21 protein-coding genes are annotated in these 22890 nt (G+C 56.7%); 11 read left to right on the top strand and 10 right to left on the bottom strand.

Translation table 11 applies throughout. The features are described from left to right. Window positions 1-47: 47 nt before the first annotated feature. Genes E4T21_RS20370 through rfaD form a run of 3 tightly spaced genes read right to left on the bottom strand, consistent with a single transcriptional unit; the run spans window position 48 to window position 2745 of the window. On the bottom strand, window positions 48-740 hold the full coding sequence (locus tag E4T21_RS20370; protein WP_149286770.1) for a helix-turn-helix transcriptional regulator: 693 nt from the start codon (window positions 738-740) through the stop codon (window positions 48-50). Then, window positions 741-1796: a lipopolysaccharide heptosyltransferase II gene (waaF, locus tag E4T21_RS20375; protein ID WP_240349232.1), complete on the bottom strand. Its 1056-nt coding sequence runs from the start codon at window positions 1794-1796 to the stop codon at window positions 741-743. Then, window positions 1789-2745: an ADP-glyceromanno-heptose 6-epimerase gene (gene rfaD, locus E4T21_RS20380; protein WP_149286771.1), complete on the bottom strand. Its 957-nt coding sequence runs from the start codon at window positions 2743-2745 to the stop codon at window positions 1789-1791. Before rfaD ends, waaF begins: the two co-directional genes overlap by 8 nt. Window positions 2746-2853: 108 nt before the next feature. On the opposite strand from rfaD, the gene glyQ reads away from it, so the two are divergent. Further along, a complete protein-coding gene (gene glyQ, locus E4T21_RS20385) occupies window positions 2854-3852 on the top strand; it encodes a glycine--tRNA ligase subunit alpha (RefSeq protein ID WP_149286772.1) in 999 nt (332 codons plus the stop codon). A gap of 2 nt (window positions 3853-3854) precedes the next feature. Further along, entirely contained in the window at window positions 3855-5921 is a 2067-nt protein-coding gene (gene glyS, locus E4T21_RS20390; protein WP_149286773.1) for a glycine--tRNA ligase subunit beta, read from the top strand. Between the two features lie 160 nt (window positions 5922-6081). Here glyS and E4T21_RS20395 read toward each other — a convergent pair whose 3' ends face one another. Continuing rightward, a complete protein-coding gene (locus E4T21_RS20395) occupies window positions 6082-7173 on the bottom strand; it encodes a zinc-dependent alcohol dehydrogenase family protein (protein ID WP_149286774.1) in 1092 nt (363 codons plus the stop codon). Between the two features lie 145 nt (window positions 7174-7318). Here E4T21_RS20395 and E4T21_RS20400 point away from each other — a divergent pair, with 145 nt between their 5' ends. Both E4T21_RS20400 and gmhB read left to right on the top strand, forming a co-directional pair. After that, window positions 7319-8230: a LysR family transcriptional regulator gene (locus E4T21_RS20400; protein WP_149286775.1), complete on the top strand. Its 912-nt coding sequence runs from the start codon at window positions 7319-7321 to the stop codon at window positions 8228-8230. A 196-nt stretch (window positions 8231-8426) separates the two neighbouring features. After that, entirely contained in the window at window positions 8427-8999 is a 573-nt protein-coding gene (gene gmhB, locus E4T21_RS20405; protein ID WP_149286776.1) for a D-glycero-beta-D-manno-heptose 1,7-bisphosphate 7-phosphatase, read from the top strand. Window positions 9000-9220: 221 nt separating this feature from the next. Here gmhB and gyrB read toward each other — a convergent pair whose 3' ends face one another. The 4 genes from gyrB to dnaA all read right to left on the bottom strand — a co-directional run bounded on the left by gyrB (window position 9221) and on the right by dnaA (window position 15444). Next, window positions 9221-11641: a DNA topoisomerase (ATP-hydrolyzing) subunit B gene (gyrB, locus tag E4T21_RS20410; RefSeq protein WP_149286777.1), complete on the bottom strand. Its 2421-nt coding sequence runs from the start codon at window positions 11639-11641 to the stop codon at window positions 9221-9223. 11 nt (window positions 11642-11652) lie between these two features. Beyond that, window positions 11653-12768: a DNA replication/repair protein RecF gene (gene recF, locus E4T21_RS20415; RefSeq protein ID WP_149286778.1), complete on the bottom strand. Its 1116-nt coding sequence runs from the start codon at window positions 12766-12768 to the stop codon at window positions 11653-11655. Window positions 12769-12801: 33 nt separating this feature from the next. Beyond that, window positions 12802-13905 carry a DNA polymerase III subunit beta gene (gene dnaN / locus E4T21_RS20420; RefSeq protein ID WP_149286779.1) on the bottom strand — a complete coding sequence of 368 codons (1104 nt, stop codon included), beginning with the start codon at window positions 13903-13905 and terminating at the stop codon, window positions 12802-12804. Between the two features lie 63 nt (window positions 13906-13968). Beyond that, window positions 13969-15444: a chromosomal replication initiator protein DnaA gene (gene dnaA, locus E4T21_RS20425; RefSeq protein ID WP_149286780.1), complete on the bottom strand. Its 1476-nt coding sequence runs from the start codon at window positions 15442-15444 to the stop codon at window positions 13969-13971. A 621-nt stretch (window positions 15445-16065) separates the two neighbouring features. Here dnaA and rpmH point away from each other — a divergent pair. The 4 genes from rpmH to mnmE all read left to right on the top strand — a co-directional run bounded on the left by rpmH (window position 16066) and on the right by mnmE (window position 20022). Continuing rightward, the gene (rpmH, locus tag E4T21_RS20430) at window positions 16066-16200 is read left to right on the top strand and encodes a 50S ribosomal protein L34 (protein ID WP_023005112.1); all 135 of its coding nucleotides are present in this window, start codon (window positions 16066-16068) and stop codon (window positions 16198-16200) included. Window positions 16201-16214: 14 nt separating this feature from the next. Next, window positions 16215-16625, top strand: a complete 411-nt coding sequence (gene rnpA, locus E4T21_RS20435) for a ribonuclease P protein component (protein ID WP_149286781.1) — start codon at window positions 16215-16217, stop codon at window positions 16623-16625. A gap of 228 nt (window positions 16626-16853) precedes the next feature. Continuing rightward, on the top strand, window positions 16854-18530 hold the full coding sequence (gene yidC / locus E4T21_RS20440) for a membrane protein insertase YidC (protein ID WP_149286782.1): 1677 nt from the start codon (window positions 16854-16856) through the stop codon (window positions 18528-18530). A 121-nt stretch (window positions 18531-18651) separates the two neighbouring features. Then, window positions 18652-20022 carry a tRNA uridine-5-carboxymethylaminomethyl(34) synthesis GTPase MnmE gene (gene mnmE / locus E4T21_RS20445; RefSeq protein ID WP_149286783.1) on the top strand — a complete coding sequence of 457 codons (1371 nt, stop codon included), beginning with the start codon at window positions 18652-18654 and terminating at the stop codon, window positions 20020-20022. A gap of 22 nt (window positions 20023-20044) precedes the next feature. Here mnmE and E4T21_RS20450 read toward each other — a convergent pair whose 3' ends face one another. Beyond that, on the bottom strand, window positions 20045-20692 hold the full coding sequence (locus E4T21_RS20450) for an NAD(P)-dependent oxidoreductase (protein ID WP_149286784.1): 648 nt from the start codon (window positions 20690-20692) through the stop codon (window positions 20045-20047). Beyond that, entirely contained in the window at window positions 20689-21567 is an 879-nt protein-coding gene (locus tag E4T21_RS20455) for an EamA family transporter (protein ID WP_149286785.1), read from the bottom strand. Before E4T21_RS20455 ends, E4T21_RS20450 begins: the two co-directional genes overlap by 4 nt. A gap of 111 nt (window positions 21568-21678) precedes the next feature. On the opposite strand from E4T21_RS20455, the gene E4T21_RS20460 reads away from it, so the two are divergent. From E4T21_RS20460 to E4T21_RS20465, 3 genes are all read left to right on the top strand, one after another. After that, window positions 21679-22170, top strand: a complete 492-nt coding sequence (locus E4T21_RS20460; protein WP_149286786.1) for a MarR family winged helix-turn-helix transcriptional regulator — start codon at window positions 21679-21681, stop codon at window positions 22168-22170. 21 nt (window positions 22171-22191) lie between these two features. After that, on the top strand, window positions 22192-22404 hold the full coding sequence (locus E4T21_RS21575) for a GDCCVxC domain-containing (seleno)protein (RefSeq protein ID WP_149286787.1): 213 nt from the start codon (window positions 22192-22194) through the stop codon (window positions 22402-22404). A 123-nt stretch (window positions 22405-22527) separates the two neighbouring features. Next, a complete protein-coding gene (locus tag E4T21_RS20465; RefSeq protein ID WP_149286788.1) occupies window positions 22528-22881 on the top strand; it encodes a DUF1428 domain-containing protein in 354 nt (117 codons plus the stop codon). Window positions 22882-22890 lie beyond the last annotated feature (9 nt).

Genomic DNA, 22890 nt, shown 5'->3' on the forward strand with positions numbered 1-22890 from the left:
TCCTGCATGACTAGGTAACTACCCATGCAGCATAGTCCGGAATACTGTCAGTTCTTGTCAGCAGTGTGGAGCGTCTTGCGCCAGGCAGCATGCAACGCTTGCCTGCGCCTTGGATAACGCTGTTCCAGTACCGTTGCGCGGGTAATTCGATCAACCCGGAAATGGCGGAAGGATTGCCTCAGCTCGCACCAGGCAGCAACGATGCAGACAGACTCAAAGAAAGCGATGATAAAAGGCCAGACAGTCCTGGTCGTCGCTCGTTTCTCCGCATCGCTATAGATAATCGTGAGCTTGCGTTCCTCACGTATTGCTCGGTGCAACACGCTCAGTTCTACCGCCTGTGGAGGCTTGGCAGCAGGCGCAACCAGCATGGCAGAGTCTTCCAGCCGATGGCGCAATTCCCCCGGCAGCACAGCGGCCACCTTGGTCAGTACCTCATTGGCGGATACTGCCAGTCGGTCATCGCCACTTCGTCGAGCCACCCAGTCCAGTCCCAGGGCCAGCGCTTCTATCTCAGTGTGGGAAAACATCAGCGGGGGGAGCAGAAAGCCCGGCTTGAGTACATAGCCCATGCCGGGTTCACCTTCGATATCGGCGCCCAGTACCTTGAGCTCAGCAATATCGCGATACAGCGTACGTAACGAGACACCCAATTCCTCGGCCAGCGCCTGTCCACTAACCGGATAACGATAGCGACGCAGTGTCTGCATCAGGACAAACAAGCGAGTGGTGCGAGACATTCAAGCACCATCGATGATCGCTGCCAGCAGACGCTCGGGCGTGATCTGCTTGAGGCAGTTGGTATGGCCCAGGGGGCAGTTACGCTCGAAACAAGGGGAGCACTCCAGTGCCAGATAGTGCACTTGGGCATTATCGGTCAGAGGAGGCGTATAGGATGGGCTGGAGGATCCATAGATGGCCTGAATCCGGGTGCCTACGGCTGCCGCCACATGCATCAGGCCAGAGTCATTGGTAACGACCTGTTGGCAATCGCCGAGCAGATCCACCGCGTCTTCCAGTCGCGTTTCCCCGCACAGGTTATGGGCATGCTCAAGACCAGAGACGATTTCCTCACCTGCTGGCTTGTCCTTTGGGCCACCAAAGACACGAATTTCAAAGCCACGTTCAACCAGGGCCGCTGCCAGTTGATGAAAATACGCCAGAGGCCACTGTTTGGCAGGACCATATTCCGCTCCTGGCATCATGCCAATGGCTGGACGTTCACCAAGCTCATGGCTGGCCAGCAGACGAGCAAGATTCTGCTCATCATGCCGCAGGCTCGGTTGCGGAATGGGGAAATCGCCGAGCCTGGCCTGGGCATCGGGCAACCCAAGAGAGACGAAACGCTTCACGGTCTGGTCAAGCACCGTCTTGTCCAAGCTACGGCGCTCGTTGAGCAGCACATAGCGCTGCTCGCCAGTGAAGCCCACTCGATGAGGCACCCTGGCCAGGAACGGCACCAGGGCGGATTTCCAGGAACGCGGCAGTACCACTGCCTGATCGAAACGCCCACGCAGCCCTCTGGCCAGTGCCCGGCGGGAAGCAAAGCCGAACTGGCCATGCCCCACCGGCAACTCGACCACTTCGTCGACTTCCGGCATACGCTCGATGATAGGCCGAGACCAGGCCGGGGCTACCACGGCAAGATAGCCAGCCCCCTGCCCCTTGAGCGTCTTGAACAGGCTCTGGGCCATGACCATGTCACCCACCCAACTGGGGCCAATCACCAACATGCGCTGGCCAGCAAGGCGTTCACTCTGAAGCTTGCTGGCTCCAGCCATTGCCGCCTCAGGCATTCAACCACTCCAGGTACTCTCGCACCCCTTGGGCCACGGTGCGGAACTCCTCGTCGTAGCCGACTTCACGCAGGCGGGAAATATCCGCACGGGTGTAGCTCTGATAACGCCCTTTGAGTTCATCGGGGAAGTCGATGTAGTCGATCTTGCCTTTGCCGTAATAGTCGATCACAGCCTCGCCAATGGCCTTGAACGGCTCGGCACGGCCAGTTCCCAGATTATAGATGCCGCGAGCCTGGGGGTTGTCGAGGAACCACAGGTTGACCTTGACGACGTCTCCCACATAGACGAAGTCACGGCTCTGCATGCCCGCTTCATAACCATCGTAAGCGCCGAACAGGCGCAGATTGTCACCTGCCCGCACCTGAGTATGGTTATGGAAGGCCACACTGGCCATCTTGCCCTTGTGCTGCTCACGCGGGCCATAGACGTTGAAGTAACGGAACCCCGCCACCTGAGTCGTCAGCTTGCCCTCCAGAGAGCGCACATACTGGTCGAACAGCAGCTTGGAATAGCCGTAGACATTGAGCGGCTTCTCATGCTCGGGAGATTCGACGAACACTTCACTACCGCCATAGGTCGCTGCCGATGACGCATACAGGAATGGAATGCCTTCCTGCTCGCAGAAGTGCAACAGCTCCTTGGAATAGGTGAAGTTGTTCTCGAGCATGAACTTGCCATCCCACTCGGTCGTATCCGAGCAGGCGCCTTCATGGAAGATCGCTTCGATGGGCGGCAGTTGATTGAGTTCACCTCGCATGTGGGCCTTGACCCGGGCCAGGAACTCATCCTTGTCCATGTAATCGCCCAGCGTCAGATCAGCCAGGTTGATGAACTTGGTGCCATCACTCAGATCATCCACCACCAGCACATCGGTACGGCCACGCTCATTGAGCGCCTTGACCAGATTCGAGCCGATGAAGCCGGCTCCGCCTGTAACTACGATCATGGGAATCCCCTCTACTTTGGCAGCGGCGTGAAGCCTGCGCCTATAACCTAATTGCCACTGATTGTATACTTGACGGCTTGTGAATTCATGGCCAACGGTGCTCATCCAATGACTCATTCAGCAACCCAGTCGACGACGTCATCGACATCTCCGTCGACACCCGACGTGACAACCTTCCAGGGCCTGATCCTCGCTCTGCAACAGTACTGGGCAGAACAAGGCTGCGTGATCATGCAGCCGCTGGACATGGAGGTGGGCGCAGGCACCTTTCACCCGGCAACCTTCCTGCGCTCCATCGGCCCCGAGACCTGGAATTCAGCCTACGTGCAGCCTTCTCGCCGCCCCACCGATGGCCGTTACGGTGAGAACCCCAACCGCCTGCAGCACTACTACCAGTTTCAGGTAGTGATGAAGCCGTCACCGGATAACCTGCAGGAGCTGTACCTCGGCTCTCTGAAGCATCTCGGCCTTGACCCACTGGTTCACGATATTCGCTTTGTCGAGGACAACTGGGAATCCCCCACTCTTGGTGCCTGGGGTCTTGGCTGGGAAATCTGGCTCAACGGCATGGAAGTCACCCAGTTCACCTACTTCCAGCAAGCCGGCGGTATCGAGTGCTTCCCGGTCACCGGTGAGCTGACCTATGGCCTGGAACGCATTGCCATGTACCTGCAGGATGTCGACAGTGTCTACGACCTGGTATGGACCAAGGCACCAGATGGCAGCATAGTCACCTACGGCGATGTCTACCTGCAGAACGAGCGCGAACAGTCCACCTACAACTTCGAGTACGCTGACGTCGACGCCCTGTTCCGCAACTTCGACCATCAGGAATCCGAGTGCCAGAAACTCTTGGCGGCAACACTGCCGTTGCCCGCCTATGAGCAGGTACTCAAGGCTTCCCACACTTTCAACCTTCTCGACGCCCGTCATGCCATTTCGGTTACCGAACGTCAGCGCTATATCCTGCGCGTACGCACCATGGCCCGGGACGTGGCTCACGCCTACTACGAATCACGCAAGGCTGCCGGCTTCCCGCTGGCCCCCGAAGCATTGCGGCGTGAACTTCTCGACAACGAAACGCAGACAGAACAGGGAGACGCATAAGCATGGCAGCCCAAACCCTATTGGTCGAACTCGGCGTAGAAGAGCTTCCGCCGGGCGCCATCAATGCTCTGTCCGACAGCTTCGCTGATGGTATTCGCCGTGGTCTGAATGAAGCAGGCGTAGCTTTCGAAGGCACCACCGCCTATTCCACACCGCGTCGCCTCGCAGTTCGCGTGGAAGGCCTGAGCGACAAGCAGCCCGACCGCGAAGTCGAGAAACGAGGCCCGGCTCTGGCGGCAGCCTTCAAGGACGGTCAGCCGACCAAGGCCGCCGAGGGCTTTGCTCGTTCCTGCGGCGTCAGCGTGGATCAACTGATCCACCTGGAAACTGACAAGGGCACCTGGCTCGGCTTCCGCGAACAACAGCAAGGAGAAGCGACGACGTCCTTGCTGCCAGCCATTCTGGAAAAGGCCGTAACCTCCCTACCGGTACCCAAGAACATGCGCTGGGGTGCTTCACGCATCGAGTTCTCTCGCCCAGCCCATTGGTTTGTCGTCCTCTACGGTGACAAGGTCGTGCCCGCCAGCGTGCTTGGCCTGAACTCCGGCCGCACTACCTTCGGTCATCGCTTCCATGCCCCGCAGGCCATTGAGCTCGCGCATGCCGATGACTATCTCAAGAGCCTGGCCGATGCCTGGGTCATCGCCGACCGCGAAGAACGCCGTAGTCGCATCCTTGAACAGGTTCTGGCTGAAGCTGAACTGCTGGATGCCACTGCTGTGATCGACGAAGACCTTCTCGATGAGGTCAACGGTCTGGTGGAATGGCCCGTGGCACTGACAGGTAACTTCGATGAGCGCTTCCTGGAAGTGCCGGCGGAATGCCTGGTCTCGTCCATGAAGGCCAACCAGAAATATTTCCACCTGCTGGATGACGAAGGCCTGCTCAAGCCTGCCTTCATTACCATCTCGAATATCGACAGCAGCGAGCCGGAAAAGGTCATTGCCGGTAACGAGAAAGTGATTCGCCCTCGTCTGGCCGATGCGGCTTTCTTCTATGAGACCGACCGCAAGCACAAGCTTGCCGACCGCTTTTCCGGCCTGGCCAATGTGGTCTTCCAGCAGAAGCTGGGAACCCTTGCCGATAAAGCGGCTCGTAGCGCTAATGTCGCCGCTCACATCGCCAGAAAGATTGGTGGTGATGAGGACAAGGCCCGTCGTGCCACACAGTTGGCCAAATGTGACCTGGTCACCGAGATGGTGCTGGAGTTCCCCGAACTGCAGGGCATCATGGGTCGCTATTATGCCGAGCACGATGGCGAGGATGCCGAAGTCGCCAAGGCCCTGGAAGAACAATACCTGCCGCGCTTCGCAGCTGATGAGATCCCGGCGACTCGCACTGGTCAGGCACTGGCCATCGCCGACCGCCTGGACACGCTGACCGGCATCTTCGGCATCGGCCAGCGCCCGAGTGGTACCAAGGATCCCTTCGCTCTGCGCCGAGCTGCCATCGGCACGCTGAACATCATGATCAAGGGTGAACTGGATCTGGATCTGCGCCAACTGCTTGAACTCGCAGTGGCTCAGCATAAGGAGCTGCCCAAGGCTGAAGGCTTGGTGCAGGAAGTGCTCGACTACATGCTTGAGCGCTTCCGTGCCTGGTCTCACGACGAAGGCATCAGCGCAGAAGTCTATCTCGCGGTACGTGCTCGCCCGGTCACCACGCCATTGGACTTCGCTCGTCGTCTACGCGCCGTGCATCTCTTCGCGTCTCGAGAAGAAGCTGCGGCTCTGGCGGCTGCCAACAAGCGCGTTTCCAACATCCTGTCCAAGCAGGAACACGATGGCAGCATCAGCGTTGATGCCAGCCTGCTCTCGGAAGACGCCGAGAAAGCGCTGTACGAGGCGGTCACCCACTGCCGTGACCAGGTAGACCCTCTGTTCCAGAACGCTCGCTACAGCGACGCTCTGGACGTTCTCGCCAGCTTGCGTGCGCCTGTCGATGCTTTCTTTGACCAGGTCATGGTCATGGCGGATGACTCTGCCGTTCGCAACAACCGCCTGGCATTGCTGGCCAGCCTTCAGGCTCTGTTCCTGGAAGTCGCGGATATTGCAGAACTGCAGCAGTAAGCAGCTGTCTCTTCTTCATCTTCTGCTTGCCACTGGAACAAAGGGCCGATCCTAGGATCGGCCCTTTGCTTTGGGGTATTCAGCGAAGATGTTTCACGTGAAACACCTTCGTTTCGTCGCACACTCACAGCCTCCGACGTTGTTCTGCTCCGCCCATCCCCTACGACACTGCCCTGCCCGCAATGCAAGGATCAACAACGATAACGATCTTGCCCAATCCATCAACGCGATGTGTCAATGCCTGCTGTATTTCATCGGGAGAATACCTTGCGGCAATTTTGGGTCGTAGGTTATGGTGCTGCATGAACGTCAGGAGGTCTACGAAATTCTGACGACTACCGACACTGACTCCTTCCAGTCGCAGCATCCCTCTCAGCATGGGGCCGATCAAGTCACCACTCACCTTCGGGCTGTCGAGAAAACCGACAATGGCCACTCTGCCCTCTTCACGCATCAGAGGCAAAACCAAGGACAGCAAGGTATCCCCACCGATGACATCAATAGCCAGGCTCACCCCATGTCCCTGAGTTACCTCCAAGATCCATTGGCGCCGTTGCTCCAGGCTGCCAGGCCCGATAACAGCGCAAGCCCCCATTTCAAGCAATGCCTGCTGGTGATGAGGTCGCGATGTCAGGACAACAGGAAGTGCACCGGCTTTAGCCGCAATGTCCAATGCCTGCAGCGAGACATTGCCAGTACCTTCAATCAGGACATATTGGCCAGCGAGCTGCGCAAGCGAGTCTTTGCTACCTCCCAGAGCTCGCCATGCCGTCACCCCGGAAACCGCCAGGCTCGCAGCCTGCTCCAGCGTCCAGCCCTTTGGGACTTCAAGCACGGCCCTGCGAGGCATGATGACTTCCTGTGCTAACCAGCCATCGACAGGGCCACCAACCTTGCTGTCATGATATTGAACGTAAAACTCGCCCTCCAGCCAATCGCGGGTGTAGTGCCCTAGCACGGCATCGCCTATCTTGAGGTCGGTTACCTTGCCGCCAACTTCTGTGACAATGCCGGCTCCCTCTGAAAGCGGGACAAAGGGTCGTTTCATGTGTGGTAAATACTCACCCTTGGCCAACGCCAGATCACGATAGTTCGTCGCAGCCGCCGCAACCCTGATGCGGACCTCATCCTCGGCCAATGGGCGCCGTTGTATCTCAGTCCTTGTCAGATGATCCATTCCAAGTCCTGTCGATTGATACGCCCAGAACGTCTCGACTTCTTCTGCTTGCTTTTCGAATGACGGTTGTTGCATTGCCACTTCTCCTGTAGATGGTTCGAATGCGCTTTCAACATCCTCCTCTCTTGCCGCCTTCAGGAGCCATCGAAAAGATATCGAAACAGTCTTGAGACTTATGCAACAGTAAGGGGTAATTGCCCACTGCAAACGGAGAGCGGCTGTGTCCTCACACTATCCCAGCCCAGGCACCAGTCTGGATGACATTGTCACCTTTGCAGAAGTCGCTCGCCGAGGTTCCCTACGTAAGGCAGGTGAGCGCCTCCATCTCACCACCGGCGCGGTAAGCCGTCGCTTGGATGCCCTTGAGCAACGTCTCGGTGTTCGTCTGCTGCATCGCACCACCCGCTCCGTGTCACTCACTACTGCTGGTAGTGAGTACCTGGCAAACGTCTTGCCCGCCGTCGAGGCAATCAGCATGGCCAGCCAGCGGTTATCCGAGCATGAAGGGGCTCTCGCGGGAGAAATCAGAATCTCACTCCCCGTCAATTATGGCCGCCTGCATATCGCCCCTTCACTCCCGGAGTTTCTTAATCTTCATCCCAATATCCGTCTGGACGCGGTATTCAATGACAGCTTCAGCGATATCGTGGGCGATGGTTTTGACCTTGCCATACGCATTGGACATCTTGAAGATTCACGCTTGGTGGCACGACGCATTGCTTCAGACCGCCGCATCATCGCCGCCTCCTCCGAGTATCTGGACGCGCACGGAACACCTCGCCACCCTACGGATTTGCTGCACCACGACTGCCTGCATTACACCCACTTTCGAGGCTCTCAGCGCTGGATATTCCGCAAGGGTGATGAGCAACTCTCCATTCCTATCAAGGGAAAGTTCAGGGCCAACTATGGCCATGCACTGACACTGGCCGCGGAACAAGGTTTAGGTATCGTACAAAGCTCTCGTGCCATTACCCTCGACGCACTGAAAGCAGGAAAGTTATGTGAAATCCTCACCGACTGGGCATTACCCGAGATCGGTGTCTATGCAGTCACTCCATCTCGCAACGGCATGCCCTTACGAGTACAGGCTTTGATCGACTTTCTTTCACAGCGCTTACCCGATGCATGAGAATAAATACGAAAGCAATTACCCCTTTCTTGGCTCTCGCCCCCATCCCGACCTTAAGAGTGTTTCACGTGAAACACGTGAACCTGGGAAAATGATTATTGCTTGTTGCCTGTGAGATGTTTCACGTGAAACATGGTGACACTGAATTATGTGAGAACTTGCTCTACACTGGGCCACTCCAGAATTTACTGCGGCAATGAAAATGGCCCCTAAACTCGTCATTCTTGATCGCGACGGTGTGATCAACCAGGACTCGGATGACTATGTAAAGTCTCTCGATGAATGGATCCCCTACCCTTCCTCCATTGCGGCGATGGCAAGGCTCAGCCAGAACGGCTGGCAGGTAGCAGTGGCTACCAATCAGTCTGGTATCGCCCGAGGCTATTACGACGAAGTCACTCTCTCCGCCATGCATCAGCGAATGCTGTCATTGGTCGAAGATGCGGGTGGGCATATTGGCCATATCGCGTACTGCCCTCATGTCAGCGAGGATGGCTGCAATTGCCGCAAGCCACTTCCAGGATTGCTCGAAGAGATTTGCGATGCGCTTGGCCACGACAGCCTGGAAGGCAGCTGGATGGTCGGTGATAGCCTGCGTGACCTGCAAGCAGGTAATGCGGTTGGTTGCCGTCCCGTGCTGGTACGCACGGGCAAGGGAGAACGTACTTTGATCAAGCACCCTGAGCTGGAAGAAAAGAACAACCCGACACTGATATTTGATGACCTGGCAGCCTTTGTGGACTGGTTGCTTGAAGAGACCAACGAATAAGCAGCAAGTTGCTCATACCCTCTAGACAACTGATCTACATAAAAAAAGCCTGACGTTGCCGTCAGGCTTTTTCTTGCTTGAGCATCGAATCATCCAACGCTTCAGCTATTTTTAGAACCTATGCTTCAGAACTCATGCTCTAGGCCCATTGCTCCATGGGTGCATAGGCCTCAGTCACCGAAGCAAGATGTTTCACGTGAAACATCTTGCTTGGCAGACCACTAGACATCCAGGTTGGCTACCAGTGCATTACGTTCGATAAAGTCACGGCGAGGTTCGACCTCATCACCCATCAAGGTGTTGAACATCATGTCAGCAGCAACAGCATCCTCGATGGTCACACGCAACATACGACGGGTGTTGGGATCCATGGTTGTCTCCCACAGCTGATCCGGGTTCATCTCTCCCAAACCCTTGTAGCGCTGCATAGACAACCCTCTCTGGGCTTCACCCATCAACCAGTCCAGCGCTTCGTAGAAGGTACTGACGGGCTTCTGGCGCTCACCACGGGCCACGAAGGCACTTTCTTCCAGCAGACCATCCAGGGTCTCCCCCAGGGCCGCCATGGCACGGTAATCCGCACTGGTGAAGAAATCCACACCCCATACATAGTCAGTAGTGACACCATGGGCGTTCAACGCCACAGCCGGAAGGAAGAAGCCACGCTCGGTATCTTCGTGCAGGGAGAAGGTATAACGCGGGCCGCCTTCATAGGCCACCAGCTCATCCATTTTCTCCTGCAGCTTGTCAATCCAAGCCTGCATGGCACTACGGTCGAGCAGGTTTTCCTCACCCTCAACCCTGCTGAGGTGCACAATCTTGCGAAGCACTTCTTGAGGATAGACCCGTGACAGGCGATCGATACGACGCATGACATCGCGGAACTGATTGACCAGCGTCTCAAGTTGCAACCCGGCGATACCAGGTGCATCAGCATTTACACAGAGACGAGCACCATCCAGTGCCGTGGAGGTCAGATATTCCTCCATCGCCTGCTCATCCTTGATATAGCTCTCCTGCTTGCCTCGCTTGATCTTGTATAGCGGAGGCTGGGCAATATACACATGGCCACGCTCGATCAACTCCGCCATCTGACGGAAGAAGAACGTCAGCAACAGAGTACGAATGTGCGAACCATCAACATCAGCATCCGTCATGATGATGATGGAGTGGTAGCGCAGCTTGTCAGGATTGAACTCTTCGCGGCCGATGCCGCAACCCAAGGCGGTAATCAAGGTGCCAACTTCAGCCGAGGACAGCATCTTGTCGAAGCGAGCCTTCTCAACGTTGAGGATCTTGCCCTTGAGCGGAAGAATCGCCTGAGTACGTCGGTCACGTCCCTGCTTGGCACTTCCCCCTGCCGAGTCACCCTCCACCAGATAAAGTTCGGAGAGACTTGGGTCCTTTTCCTGGCAATCCGCCAGCTTGCCGGGCAGGCCCGCAATATCGAGGGCGCCCTTGCGACGCGTCATGTCACGCGCCTTGCGCGCGGCTTCACGAGCCCTGGCTGCCTCCAGCATCTTGTTGACGATGGACTTGGCTTCGCTGGGCTTCTCGATCAGATATTCGGCAAACAACCTTCCAAGCTCTTGCTCTACCGCTGTTTTTACTTCTGAGGAAACCAGCTTGTCCTTGGTCTGGGATGAGAACTTGGGATCCGGCACCTTGACCGAGATGATAGCGGTCAAGCCTTCACGCGCATCATCCCCGGAAGTGCTGACCTTGGTTTTCTTCAGCAGACCTTCGGTTTCGATATAGTTGTTCAGCGTGCGAGTCAGGGCAGCACGGAAACCGGCCAGGTGAGTACCACCGTCACGCTGAGGAATATTGTTCGTATAGCAGAAAATATTCTCGGAGAAGGTGTCGTTCCATTGCATGGCAACTTCGACACCCACACCATCTTCACGCTGGGCCTCGAAGTGGAATACCGGGTTGAGAACCGTCTTGTTGGTGTTCAGATGGTCCACAAAGGCCTTCAGGCCACCCTCGTAGTGAAACAGCTCTTCCTTGCCACTACGCTCATCCAGCAAGCGAATGGCCACCCCAGAGTTGAGGAACGAAAGTTCGCGCAGACGCTTGGCAAGAATATCGTAGTGGAACTCGATATTGGCGAAAGTATCTGGAGATGGACGGAAATGCACACGAGACCCGGTCTTCTCTGTCTGCCCGACCACCCCCAAGGGAGCCTGGGGCACGCCATGGCGATAGATCTGCTCGTGCACTTTGCCAGCACGCCAGATGGTCAGTTTCAGCTCTTCCGAGAGTGCATTCACCACTGACACCCCTACGCCATGGAGGCCACCGGAGACCTTGTAGGAGTTGTCATCGAACTTACCACCGGCATGCAGTACGGTCATGATGACCTCTGCAGCCGACACACCCTCTTCCTCATGGATATCGGTAGGAATACCGCGACCATTGTCGCTTACGGTAATCGATTCATCCGGATGGATGATCACCTTGATCTCGGTGCAGTGGCCAGCCAAGGCTTCATCGATGGAGTTGTCCACCAGTTCGAACACCATATGGTGCAGGCCAGTACCGTCGTCGGTATCACCGATGTACATCCCGGGCCGCTTGCGTACGGCATCCAGGCCTTTCAGTACCTTGATGCTCGATGAGTCGTAAGCCTGTTCACTCATTGACCGCTCCGTCATGAAGTCTGTCTGTCTATTGCCTGTAACTGCCCACTTCCAGCATCCGTATGTTTCACGTGAAACATCGCTACTGGAGTGTCAGGCTGCCACAGGTCGGCCAGCACCTCGTGATCCACGCTGGTGATAAAGGCCTGACACTGCATCCTTTCCAGCCATTGGCAGAAAACTGCTCGATGGTGCTGGTCTAGCTCAGCAGGTAGGTCGTCGATCAGATAAAGGCAAGTCTGCCCTGTCATCTGCTCCAACAGCCGTCCCTGTGCCAGCTTCAATGCACTCACGACGAGTTTCTGCTGTCCTCGTGAAAGCACGTCCACTGCTGGATACCTATCTAGACGTATGCCCACGTCAGCACGCTGAGGTCCTTGTTGGGTAAATCCCATCTGGCTATCCGTCCCGCGCGCACTGTGCAGTACTTCCGCCAGGGGGCGCTGACGATCCCAGCCACGCGAATAACGTATGCGCAGACCAGGCAGCGGAAGCAAACCATCAAGCGTGTCTTGAAAGACCGGGCGGAAAGCCGTCACCCAAGCATCACGCATTGCATCTAGCTGTTCACCCCACTGAGCCAGCTCATGCTCCCATACGTCCAGAGAAGCATTCTCCATTCTACCATGCCTGAGCAAGGCATTCCGATGTTTCAGAGCCCGACGAAAGCGACGCCAGACATCGATGAAGTCATGTTTCACGTGAAACACTCCCCAATCGAGAAACTCTCGGCGTCCGGCAGGGGGGCCTTCAAGAAGACGAAAGGCATCAGGGTTAATCAGCTGCAGTGGCAAGGTCTCGACAAGCCGAGCCACGCGATCCACCTTTTCTCCGCCGATGCGCAAGGTCAGGTCACTGTCTTCGCGTTGGCGTCGCACTCCGATCGCGACTGGCGGGTCCCCTTCCAGGCGCCCATGCAAGGTGATATCCCCTGCGCCATGGGCAATGACCTGGGCAAGCCTGCGTGCACGAAATGAGCGTCCCATTCCCAACACATGGATACCTTCAAGCAGGCTGGTCTTGCCACTGCCGTTGGCGCCCGTAATCAAGTTGATACGGGGCCCAGGAGAAATATCAAGGGCCTGCAGATTACGCAGGCCCTTGAAAACAAGACGATCGAGAGGCATGAATAGACTCAATGGCCCTTGAAGAAATACGTCTTACAGACGCATCGGCATGACCACATAAAGCGCATCTCCGCCACCCGGTTCCTCCATCAACGCACTACTGTTGGCATCACCCAGCGTCATCTGTACACGCTCCTGCCCCAGCACATTAAGCACGTCAATCAAGTAACCTACATTGAAGCCTATCTCCATGGCAGCACCGCTGTACTCGATGGAAATGTTCTCTTCTGCCTCTTCCTGCTCAGGGTTATTGGCCATGACCTTGAGGTTGCCCTCTTCCAGGTTCAGGCGCACACCACGGTACTTCTCATTGGACAGGATGGCAGTTCGAGAAAGCACCTGACGCAACTCGGAACGTTCGGCGATGAACACCTTATCGCCATTGCGAGGCACCACCCGCTCATAGTCCGGGAACTTTCCATCAACCAGCTTGGAAGTAAAGGTGAAGTCGCCGGTATGAGCACGAATATGGGTAGAGCCCAGGGTCAGGCTGACCGGCTCATCGGAATCATCCAGCAGACGCACCAGCTCAAGCACACCCTTACGCGGCACGATCAGCTTCTGCGCTGTATCCAGACTGACTTCCGTTGAACGTGAACAAACCGCCAGACGGTGACCATCAGTCGCCACAGTTCGAACCAGGTTCGGAGCAAATTCCAGCAACAAGCCATTCAGGTAATAGCGCACATCCTGCTGAGCCATGGCAAAGGAAGTGGCATCAATCAGGTGCTTGAGGGTACCGCGCGGCAGGGCAAGCTCGACACTACCCTGATTGTCCTCAATATTGGGAAATTCTGCTGCTGGCAGTGTGGACAACGTGAAGCGCGAGCGTCCACTGCGCAACACTGCACGATCCCCTTCCAGCGCGATCTGCAGCTCGGACTGATCGGGCAACGATTTACAGATATCCATCAGCTTGCGTGCCGGAACGGTAATCGTTCCAGCCTCGTCAACCTGGCTGGCCACAGTGCGACCAATCAGCTCGACTTCCAGATCGGTGCCGGTCAAGGCCACTTCGTCCTGCTCGACCTTGATCAATACATTGGAGAGCACCGGCAGCGTCTGGCGACGTTCCACCACGCCGGCGACCAGTGTCAGTGGGCGCAGCAAGGCTTCGCGGGAGATGGAAAATTTCATGTCGGCTCCACTTCTTGTCCTGGAGTGATTGAGACCTTTGACCTGTTGCTCTCAGAGTGAGGCTCAGCTGGTCAACAGCCGCAGCAAGTTCTTGTAATCCTCACGAATATCGGCGCTTTCTTCCTGCAGGGCCTGAACCTTGCGGCAAGCATGCAGCACGGTGGTATGATCACGACCACCAAAAGCATCGCCAATCTCGGGAAGACTGTGGTTGGTGAGTTCCTTGGCCAGAGCCATCGCAACCTGACGCGGTCTTGCCACAGAGCGCGAACGCCGCTTGGACAGCAAATCGGCCAGCTTGATCTTGTAGTATTCCGCTACGGTGCGCTGGATGTTATCCACCCCCACCTGCTTATCCTGCAATGCCAGCAGATCCTTCAGCGACTCACGAATGAAGTCCTGAGTAATCGGTCTCCCCATGAAATGGGAGTCGGCAATGACCTTCTTCAGGGCGCCCTCCAGTTCCCGCACATTGGAGCGGATCTTCTGGGCAATAAAGAAGGCAGCGTCATGGGGTAAATCGACCTTGGCCTGATCCGCTTTCTTCATCAGGATGGCGACCCGAGTTTCAAGCTCGGGCGGTTCGATGGCGACAGTCAGCCCCCAGCCAAAGCGGGACTTGAGACGCTCCTCCACCCCGCTGATCTCCTTTGGATAGCGGTCGGAGGTCAATATCATCTGCTGACCACCTTCAAGCAACGCATTGAATGTATGGAAGAATTCTTCCTGGGAGCGCTCCTTGCCGGCGAAAAACTGAATATCGTCGATCAACAATGCATCGACACTGCGGTAAAAGCGCTTGAAGTCATTGATTGCATTGAGCTGCAACGCCTTGACCATGTCCGCCACAAAGCGTTCGGAGTGCAGGTATACCACCCGGGCATTTTCCCGCCTTCCCGCCAGGGCATTGCCTACCGCATGCATCAAGTGCGTCTTGCCCAGACCAACACCACCATAGAGGAACAGTGGGTTATAGGCCCCTCCAGGATTCTCCGACACCTGCCGAGAAGCCGCACGAGCCAGCTGGTTGGACTTACCTTCGACAAAAGTTTCGAAAGTGAAGCTAGGGTTCAGGCCACTGGAGTGCTTGAGACTGCCTTCTACCTGAACCTGGCGTTCACTGCCCGCTGGTGAGCGCAGCGTTTCACCCGCCTCTTCACGCAATTGCTCGATTTCCTGCTCATCAGCCAGGTCATTGCCACGTGGAGAGGTACGCACGGCAGGAGCACGGTTTGCACTAGCAGAAACAGGATTGCCTAGTTCTCGCGTCTGAGGCTGAGGAGCCATCGTTCGGCGGCTGCCAACACTCAGCATTACCTTGGGCGGCTTGGCCGGAGACAGCTCACGCATTAATTCGCTGATGCGCTTGGCGTACTTGTCACTGACCCAGTCTCGTACAAAACGGTTAGGGGCCAAGAGCCGAAGCTGGTTGGCATCACCTTCTTCCGCTTGCAGCGGACGGATCCAGGTATTGAATTGCTGGGAATTCAATTCGTCCTGAAGGGTTTCCAGACATTGTTGCCAGAGAGCGAGCGACACACGAGCTACCTTGATTGGAAGAACGACCGCACATTGTAGCGCCCAAGGACCGGGTTATCCACATGACCAAGGTACCTTTTCATTGCTGTGGACAACCTCTTGTTCGATGACCTGGAGGCATGAGGACAAAACCAGGACACTTCAATGGATGTGGATAAAAAAGCTTACTGTACACAAGGCTTCCACGCTGCCTCCACCATTCATCTACCTGTTCTCCACACTTTTAATATTTCTATATGCCTTTGATATACTGAATGAAAAACAAGTTATCCACAATCATTATCCCCAGTAATAATAACAGGTTTATTTAAAAAACCTTTTAGTAATAATTACTAAAGAAACCGGCAATTTCCCAAATGAACGTCTGTACCACACGGCACCAAAGCGATGCTTTCAGACCTCGTTTCGTCAACAACGCTTTCCTGATCGCTCGCAACGGTCCCGACAAGGCAACCGCCGATTCAAACCTCCTGTGGAAAAAGTGCTTTCGGCAATTGCACCGATGGCTTGAAATCACTAGAATGTCCGGTCTTGAGCCGAATACCCCCGGAGGCCTGAGCGGATTCCGGGCATATCTGGATATCTATCCGTTCCAAAAAACCACTGTGGGATTAATGAGTTATGAAGCGCACTTTCCAACCGAGCGTTCTCAAGCGTAAGCGTACGCACGGCTTCCGTGCCCGTATGGCCACCAAGAACGGCCGTGCCGTTCTGGCACGCCGTCGTGCCAAGGGCCGCAAGCGCCTGAGCGCCTGATCAGCAGGTCATCCGTGACCTGTCTGGCCTTTCCCCGGCATTACCGCTTGCTGACTGCCGGGGAGTATCGCCATGTCTTTGATAAGGCGGTCTACAAGGTCCACGGCAAAGGCCTGATGGCGTTGGCGACCCCGAATGAAGTGGGTCACCCGCGCCTGGGCCTTGTTTTCAGCAAGAAGAACGTACGCCGCGCCGTTGATCGTAATCGTCTGAAACGGCTGGCTCGCGAATCCGTACGCCATGCTCAGCATCGACTACCCGCTGTGGATATCGTCTTGTTGGCCAGACGTGGCGTTAACGAGGTCGACAACGACACTCTGCATCGTCAGCTGTTCGGCATGTGGCGCCGCCTCGAGCGCGAGGCCGAGAAGTCGACCCGACCCTCTCGCCCCTCGACGGCTCCCCGCTCACCCGCAGCCTCCTAGTATCGGGGTCGGTAGCATAGCGGGTAGATCTTGCCGGGCTCCTTCGATGCCATTGGTGACCCGAATGCGCATGATTGGGCCTGATGCTTCAAGCATTGACGTCTTATCCTTTATCGCGGAATGTCTGCGTACGGAATTCGGCCTGCCTCCGGCAGGCTTTCGCATATCTCACGTAGGCGTCCCGCATGACGCCACTGGATTGTTCACTTCCCATCGGGCAGATCCCTCATGGACGTAAAACGACTACTCCTACTGATCCCCCTGGCGGTGCTTGCTTACCTGATCATGGTGCAGTGGAACCAGGATTATGGTCAGACTCCCAGCACGCCGGAGGCTCCAGCAATCACCAGCAATGCCTCCCAGGATGGCTCAGATGATGCGGGCGAAGGCTTGGCCGCACCTAACGCCGATAAGGACGTCGCAGCAGAACTCCCAACTACCGACAACGCGGCAGTCAGCAAGGGGCGTAATCTTGTCGCCGTCGTCACTGACGTGCTTGATCTGCGCATCGATCCTCAAGGGGGAGATGTTGTTTATGCCGCTCTGCCCGAGCATCTGATGAGCCAGGATGGTGACCGGCCCTATGTCTTGCTGGCCAGCACCAATACGCTCAACTATGTAGCGCGCTCCGGCTTGCAGATTGATGGCCACTCAGGCCGTATCGCCTTCACGCCCGAGAAGACCGAATACCGCCTGGTTGATGGCCAGGACACCATGGACGTGGACATGAAGGCCACGGTCAATGGCGTCGACGTCATCAAGCGCTTTACCTTCAATCGTGATGATTATGCGGTGAAGGTCTCTTACCTGCTGGACAATGGCAGTGACAAACCAGTGACGGCCCGCTTCATCGGCCAGTTGGTGCGTGACAGCCAGCCGGATCCATCCGTCGGTCCGAAAATGGGTATGAAGTCCTTCCTCGGAGCGGCCTATTCTTCTCCGGATAACCGTTACGAGAAAGTCAGCTTCGAAGATGTCCAGGCTCACAAGTTCAGCAATCGTGAAGCCGAAGGAGGCTGGGTAGCCATCATCCAGCACTACTTCACCTCTGCCTGGGTTCCCTCCCAGAAACAGCAGAACCTGTTCTACGCGACCACCGACTCTCAGAATCGTAACGTCGCTGCCTTCGCCGGTCAGACAGAAACTGTCGCACCAGGTGCAGATGCTACTCTTGGCGCAACGCTTTACATGGGCCCCAAGGTCCAGGAGCGCCTTGAAGCCATTGCCCCGAACCTGGAACTGACCGTCGACTTCGGCTGGCTATGGTTCATCGCCAACCCCTTGTTCTGGCTGCTTGATCATATCCACAGCCTGATCGGCAACTGGGGCTGGTCCATCGTCATCCTGACCATCATGGTCAAGACAGCACTGTGGCCGCTGTCGGCCAAGGCCTACCGCTCCATGGCGCGCATGCGCAAGCTGGGCCCGGAAATGCAGCGCCTCAAGGAACGCTTCGGCGATGATCGCCAGAAGATGTCCCAGGAGATGATGAAGTTCTACCAGAAGGAAAAGATCAATCCTCTGGGTGGCTGTCTGCCGATCGTGGTTCAGATGCCTGTGTTCATCGCTCTCTACTGGATGCTGCTGGAATCCGTCGAGCTGCGCCATGCTCCCTTCATGCTGTGGATTCAGGACCTCTCGGTGAAGGACCCTTACTTCATCCTGCCGATCCTGATGGGCGTATCAATGTACGTTCAGCAACTGCTCAACCCGACGCCTCCAGATCCCATGCAGGCGAAGATCATGAAGCTGTTGCCCATCGTCTTCACCTTCTTCTTCCTGTGGTTCCCCGCAGGTCTGGTGATCTACTGGGTGTGCAACAACTGCATTTCGATCATTCAGCAGTACCTGATCACCCGCAAGATCGAGAGTGACCCGAGTGTCGGCAAAGGGGTAGCCAAGTAACCCTTCCCCGCACGCTCCAGCCCCCCGCCTAGCGGGGGGTTTTCGTTTCTGGACCACTCCGGACTGGCAAAAAACTCCCTCCCCCAGGAAAATAGGCACAGTATTCAAGGAATCTTCTTCCATGTCCCAACCTCTCTACACTCAGGATAGCATCACCGCCCTGGCTACGCCTCCCGGACGCGGCGGGGTCGGCATCATTCGCGTATCAGGGCCCGCCTGCGCGACGATCGCCAACGCCATGCTGGGGCATGCCCTCCAGCCACGCCGAGCCTATTACGGGCCTTTCCTGGGCGCGGAGGGAGTCATCGACGAGGGTATTGCCCTGTTCTTCGAGGGTCCTCATTCTTTCACCGGCGAAGATGTACTTGAGCTTCAAGGTCATGGCGGCCCGGTGATAATGGATATGCTGCTGGAACGATGCATCGCGCTCGGTGCCCGCCTGGCTCGCCCAGGAGAGTTCTCTGAACGCGCCTTCCTCAACGACAAGCTCGACCTGGCCCAGGCCGAAGCCATTGCCGACCTGATCGATGCCAGCTCGCGCACAGCTGCAGAGAATGCCTTGCGCTCACTGCAGGGTGAATTCTCTACCCGGGTTCATCACCTGGTTCAGGGGCTGATCGAGCTGCGCATGTATGTGGAAGCGGCCATCGATTTCCCCGAAGAAGAAATCGACTTTCTCGCCGATGGCCATGTGGCTGCCAAACTCGCTGCCCTGATGACGGAGCTGGCTGAAGTGCGTGCCAGTGCCGGGCAGGGAGCCTTGATGCGAGAAGGGATGAGCGTGGTCATTGCCGGCCGCCCCAATGCCGGCAAGTCGAGCCTACTCAATGCACTGACCGAGCAGGAGACCGCGATCGTCACCGATATTGAGGGTACCACCCGGGATGTACTGCGCGAGCATATCCATATCGATGGCATGCCCCTGCATATCATCGATACCGCTGGCCTACGTGACACGCCTGATGAAGTCGAGCGCATCGGTGTCGCCCGCGCCTGGGCCGAGATCGAAAAGGCTGACCGGGTGCTGCTACTGGTCGATGCCAATACCACCTCCTCCTCCGACCCCATGGCCATCTGGCCGGAGTTCGTCGAACGCCTGCCTGCGCCAGAACGCTTGACCCTGGTCCGCAACAAGGTAGATCAAAGTGGAGAGTCCTCCGGGATTGACTTATCCACAACCCCTCCGACGTTGCGTCTCTCGGCGCATACCGGAGAGGGTGTGGATAGTCTCAAGGAGCATCTCAAGGCCGTGATGGGCTTTCAGTCCACCACAGAAGGCCGTTTCTCTGCCCGTCGACGCCACCTCGATGCACTCGACCGCGCCCGAGTGGCGCTGGACAATGGCGATGCACAATTGCATGGCTACGGTGCAGGAGAGTTGCTCGCCGAGGACTTGCGCGATGCCCAGCATGCCCTCGGTGAAATCACCGGGGAATTCAGTGCAGACGACCTGTTGGGCGAAATCTTCGGTAGCTTCTGTATCGGCAAGTGACCGATAGAAGCTCATGCCCGACTCAAGCCCATCCTGCTGTGAGACGGCGAGGGGCATCATGCGCTGACATCAGATCCAGCATGGCCATGGCGAAATCGGCGTAACTGATGCGTGACTGTCCCGCGCCATCCACTACCAGGCTATCTGTATCCAACCGATACTCGCGCCTCCCGGGCTCTATCAGCAGATTGGCAGCAGGGCGCAGACAAACCCAGTCAACATCGGGGAAGTCATCCAGCAACGCGTCCTGAGCCGCGCAGGCTTCTGCGATGGGCCGCACACTATCAGGCAGGAAACCAGGCGCACTAAGCACCGTATGGCCACTGCCATCAGCCAATTTCAGTGTCGCAGCACCACCTGTCAGTAGCAGACGACTCCCACTGCCACGTGCACCTTGCAGCAAGCGCTCGCTAAGCTCGACCAACAAGGCTTCATGCCCAGCAGGAGGACGTAGCGAGCTGATTGCCACATCATGCTCAGCCATCAGACTGGCAAGTTCCTCTATCGTTGTATCGAGCAAGTCCAGGTCCATACGGCGAATGCCATCAGGCAAGCACGTATCACGCTGCGCATTCCGCGCCACTACGGTGACTTCCTCTCCACGCTCGACGGCTTCATTGACGAGCGCCCTGCCGACATCTCCGGTACCACCGAATATGATGATCTTCATGCAGCTTCTCCCTGACGGGATCTGGTGATGGCGTACCGCCCTGCTCTCTGGCCTAGCCATACGCTGGCCAGAATGATGACGGCCCCCAGCAGTTGTCGGATACTGAGTTCCTGGGACAATACCAGCCAGCCCAGAACCACCGCCGTCAGGGGGCTGAGAAAGCCAAATGCCGTCACCGTTGCGGGGCCGAAGTGGGCAATGCCGCGGAACCACAGTGCATAACTGAGTGCGGCACCCACCAGGCCAAGCCATAGATAACCAGCAAGATTGATCATGCTGGGGACTGGCAGAGAAGGCTCCAATGCCAGGGCGACAGGGAGAAGCAGCAACCCGCCTGCGGTCAGCTGCCAGGCGGTGAAGGTCAGAGGAGACACATCCGGTTGCCATTTACGCGTGAGTACCGTGCCCAGAGCCATTGAAATCGCGCCTCCCAGTGCCGCTGCCACACCGACAGGATCGAGACGAGCATCAGGCTCAAGGATCAATAACGCGACACCGGCCAATCCTGCCAAGGCAGCCAGAATGCCTTTTGGGCGAATCGCACTACCCAGTGCCAGACGCGAAAGAACCAGAACCATCAACGGCTGCACAGCTCCCAGAGTCGCCGCAACCCCTCCCGGCAATCGGTAAGCCGCAATAAACAGCAAGCCCCAGAACAGCGAAAAATTGAGCGCACCCAGCACCAGCAACCGAGGGATGCTATTCCAGGCAGGCAAGCGGCGAGTGATCAGAAGCAGAATGATGCCGGCCGGCAAGGCTCTCAGCATTGCGACTCCTAGCGGGTGCCCCGGTGGCAGCATCTCCGTCGTGACCACATAGGTGCTGCCCCAGACAGCAGGCGCCAATGCAGTGAGTATGAGATCAGACTGACGCATGATTCTCTCCCGAACATTTATCTTGACCTCAAGATATATCCATTTATCTTGAAGTCAAGATTGTTTGAAAGACATCTTGATATCGAGACAGATAACACTCAGCATCACGGCATGGATAAAGTAGATCGTATTCTTGACCAATGGCGCACCGAGCGCCCAGACCTCGATGTCACCGCGATGGGCCCCATTGGCCGTATTTCGCGACTGATGGCATACCTGCGCCAGGGCATGGATCCTGTGTTCCATGCACATGGGCTGAATGGCGCCAGCTTTGATGTCCTTGCCACCCTGCTGCGCTCGGGCCCACCCTATGCTCTGACGCCCTCGGAATTGATCGATTGGACCATGGTGACATCCGGCACCATGACCAATCGCATTGACCGCCTGGCAGAAGCAGGCCTTGTTGAACGGCGCCCCAACCCTGAGGATGGGCGCGGCAGCCTGATTGCCTTGACCGACAAAGGAAAAACACTCATTGACCGTGCAGTCAGCGATCATTGTCGCAAGCAAGAGGAACTACTGACGCCCCTGTCTGCCGAAGAAATAGAGACACTCAACGCTCTGCTGTCCAAATGGTTACATCAGGCCAGCAGCAGCGAATGAATTCAGCGGAGAGCCTTCCGCATGCAGAGCACATCACAGCTCACCTGCCCCCACTGCGGCCACCAGAAAGTCGAGCAGATGCCCATGGACAGCTGTCAATGGTTCTATGAGTGCGGGCAGTGCCATGCACTGCTGAGCCCCAAACCTGGCGACTGCTGTGTATTCTGCTCGTATGGCTCCTCTCCTTGCCCCTCCATACAGCATGAGCAGGGCCATGGTGATTGCTGCCAGTGACACGAATGGCTGGCCATCCCCTTTCCAGGAATGAAGCAACTACCCAGACGCCAAGGTGCTAGGCGCCAATGGCAACTACACTTTCTGTAGCGTCCAAATTCACATTCCATGGAGGGCCTTGTCATGGCCTATGTAGAAGGTTTCGTGGTTGCAGTACCCGAAGAAAACCAAGAAGCTTACCGGGATCTTGCCGCTCGCGCCGCGGAAATATTCAAGCGTTACGGAGCAACACGGGTAGTGGAGGCCTGGGGCACCGACGTCCCCGAGGGCAAGGTTACCGATTTTCCCCGTGCCGTACAGAGCGAGCCCGGAGAGGTAGTAGTGTTCAGTTGGATAGAGTTTCCATCGAAGCAAGCCAGAGACGAAACTTTTGCACGCATGGAAGCCGAGAATGCAATGGACGACTTCATGGGCGAGATGCCGTTCGATGGAAAACGTATGATTTTCGGTGGATTCGAAACCATTCTGGATGTTTGAACATCTAGG

The organism is Halomonas binhaiensis, from assembly GCF_008329985.2.
GTDB lineage: Bacteria > Pseudomonadota > Gammaproteobacteria > Pseudomonadales > Halomonadaceae > Halomonas > Halomonas binhaiensis.

Bases quoted from the DNA above. Each gene is read 5' to 3' on its own strand.
- E4T21_RS20370 (WP_149286770.1), bottom strand. From the start codon at position 740: ATGTCTCGCACCACTCGCTTGTTTGTCCTGATGCAGACACTGCGTCGC.
- waaF (WP_240349232.1), bottom strand. From the start codon at position 1,796: ATGCCTGAGGCGGCAATGGCTGGAGCCAGCAAGCTTCAGAGTGAACGC.
- rfaD (WP_149286771.1), bottom strand. From the start codon at position 2,745: ATGATCGTAGTTACAGGCGGAGCCGGCTTCATCGGCTCGAATCTGGTC.
- glyQ (WP_149286772.1), top strand. From the start codon at position 2,854: ATGACTCATTCAGCAACCCAGTCGACGACGTCATCGACATCTCCGTCG.
- glyS (WP_149286773.1), top strand. From the start codon at position 3,855: ATGGCAGCCCAAACCCTATTGGTCGAACTCGGCGTAGAAGAGCTTCCG.
- E4T21_RS20395 (WP_149286774.1), bottom strand. From the start codon at position 7,173: ATGCAACAACCGTCATTCGAAAAGCAAGCAGAAGAAGTCGAGACGTTC.
- gmhB (WP_149286776.1), top strand. From the start codon at position 8,427: ATGAAAATGGCCCCTAAACTCGTCATTCTTGATCGCGACGGTGTGATC.
- gyrB (WP_149286777.1), bottom strand. From the start codon at position 11,641: ATGAGTGAACAGGCTTACGACTCATCGAGCATCAAGGTACTGAAAGGC.
- recF (WP_149286778.1), bottom strand. From the start codon at position 12,768: ATGCCTCTCGATCGTCTTGTTTTCAAGGGCCTGCGTAATCTGCAGGCC.
- dnaN (WP_149286779.1), bottom strand. From the start codon at position 13,905: ATGAAATTTTCCATCTCCCGCGAAGCCTTGCTGCGCCCACTGACACTG.
- rpmH (WP_023005112.1), top strand. From the start codon at position 16,066: ATGAAGCGCACTTTCCAACCGAGCGTTCTCAAGCGTAAGCGTACGCAC.
- yidC (WP_149286782.1), top strand. From the start codon at position 16,854: ATGGACGTAAAACGACTACTCCTACTGATCCCCCTGGCGGTGCTTGCT.
- mnmE (WP_149286783.1), top strand. From the start codon at position 18,652: ATGTCCCAACCTCTCTACACTCAGGATAGCATCACCGCCCTGGCTACG.
- E4T21_RS20450 (WP_149286784.1), bottom strand. From the start codon at position 20,692: ATGAAGATCATCATATTCGGTGGTACCGGAGATGTCGGCAGGGCGCTC.
- E4T21_RS20455 (WP_149286785.1), bottom strand. From the start codon at position 21,567: ATGCGTCAGTCTGATCTCATACTCACTGCATTGGCGCCTGCTGTCTGG.
- E4T21_RS20460 (WP_149286786.1), top strand. From the start codon at position 21,679: ATGGATAAAGTAGATCGTATTCTTGACCAATGGCGCACCGAGCGCCCA.
- E4T21_RS21575 (WP_149286787.1), top strand. From the start codon at position 22,192: ATGCAGAGCACATCACAGCTCACCTGCCCCCACTGCGGCCACCAGAAA.
- E4T21_RS20465 (WP_149286788.1), top strand. From the start codon at position 22,528: ATGGCCTATGTAGAAGGTTTCGTGGTTGCAGTACCCGAAGAAAACCAA.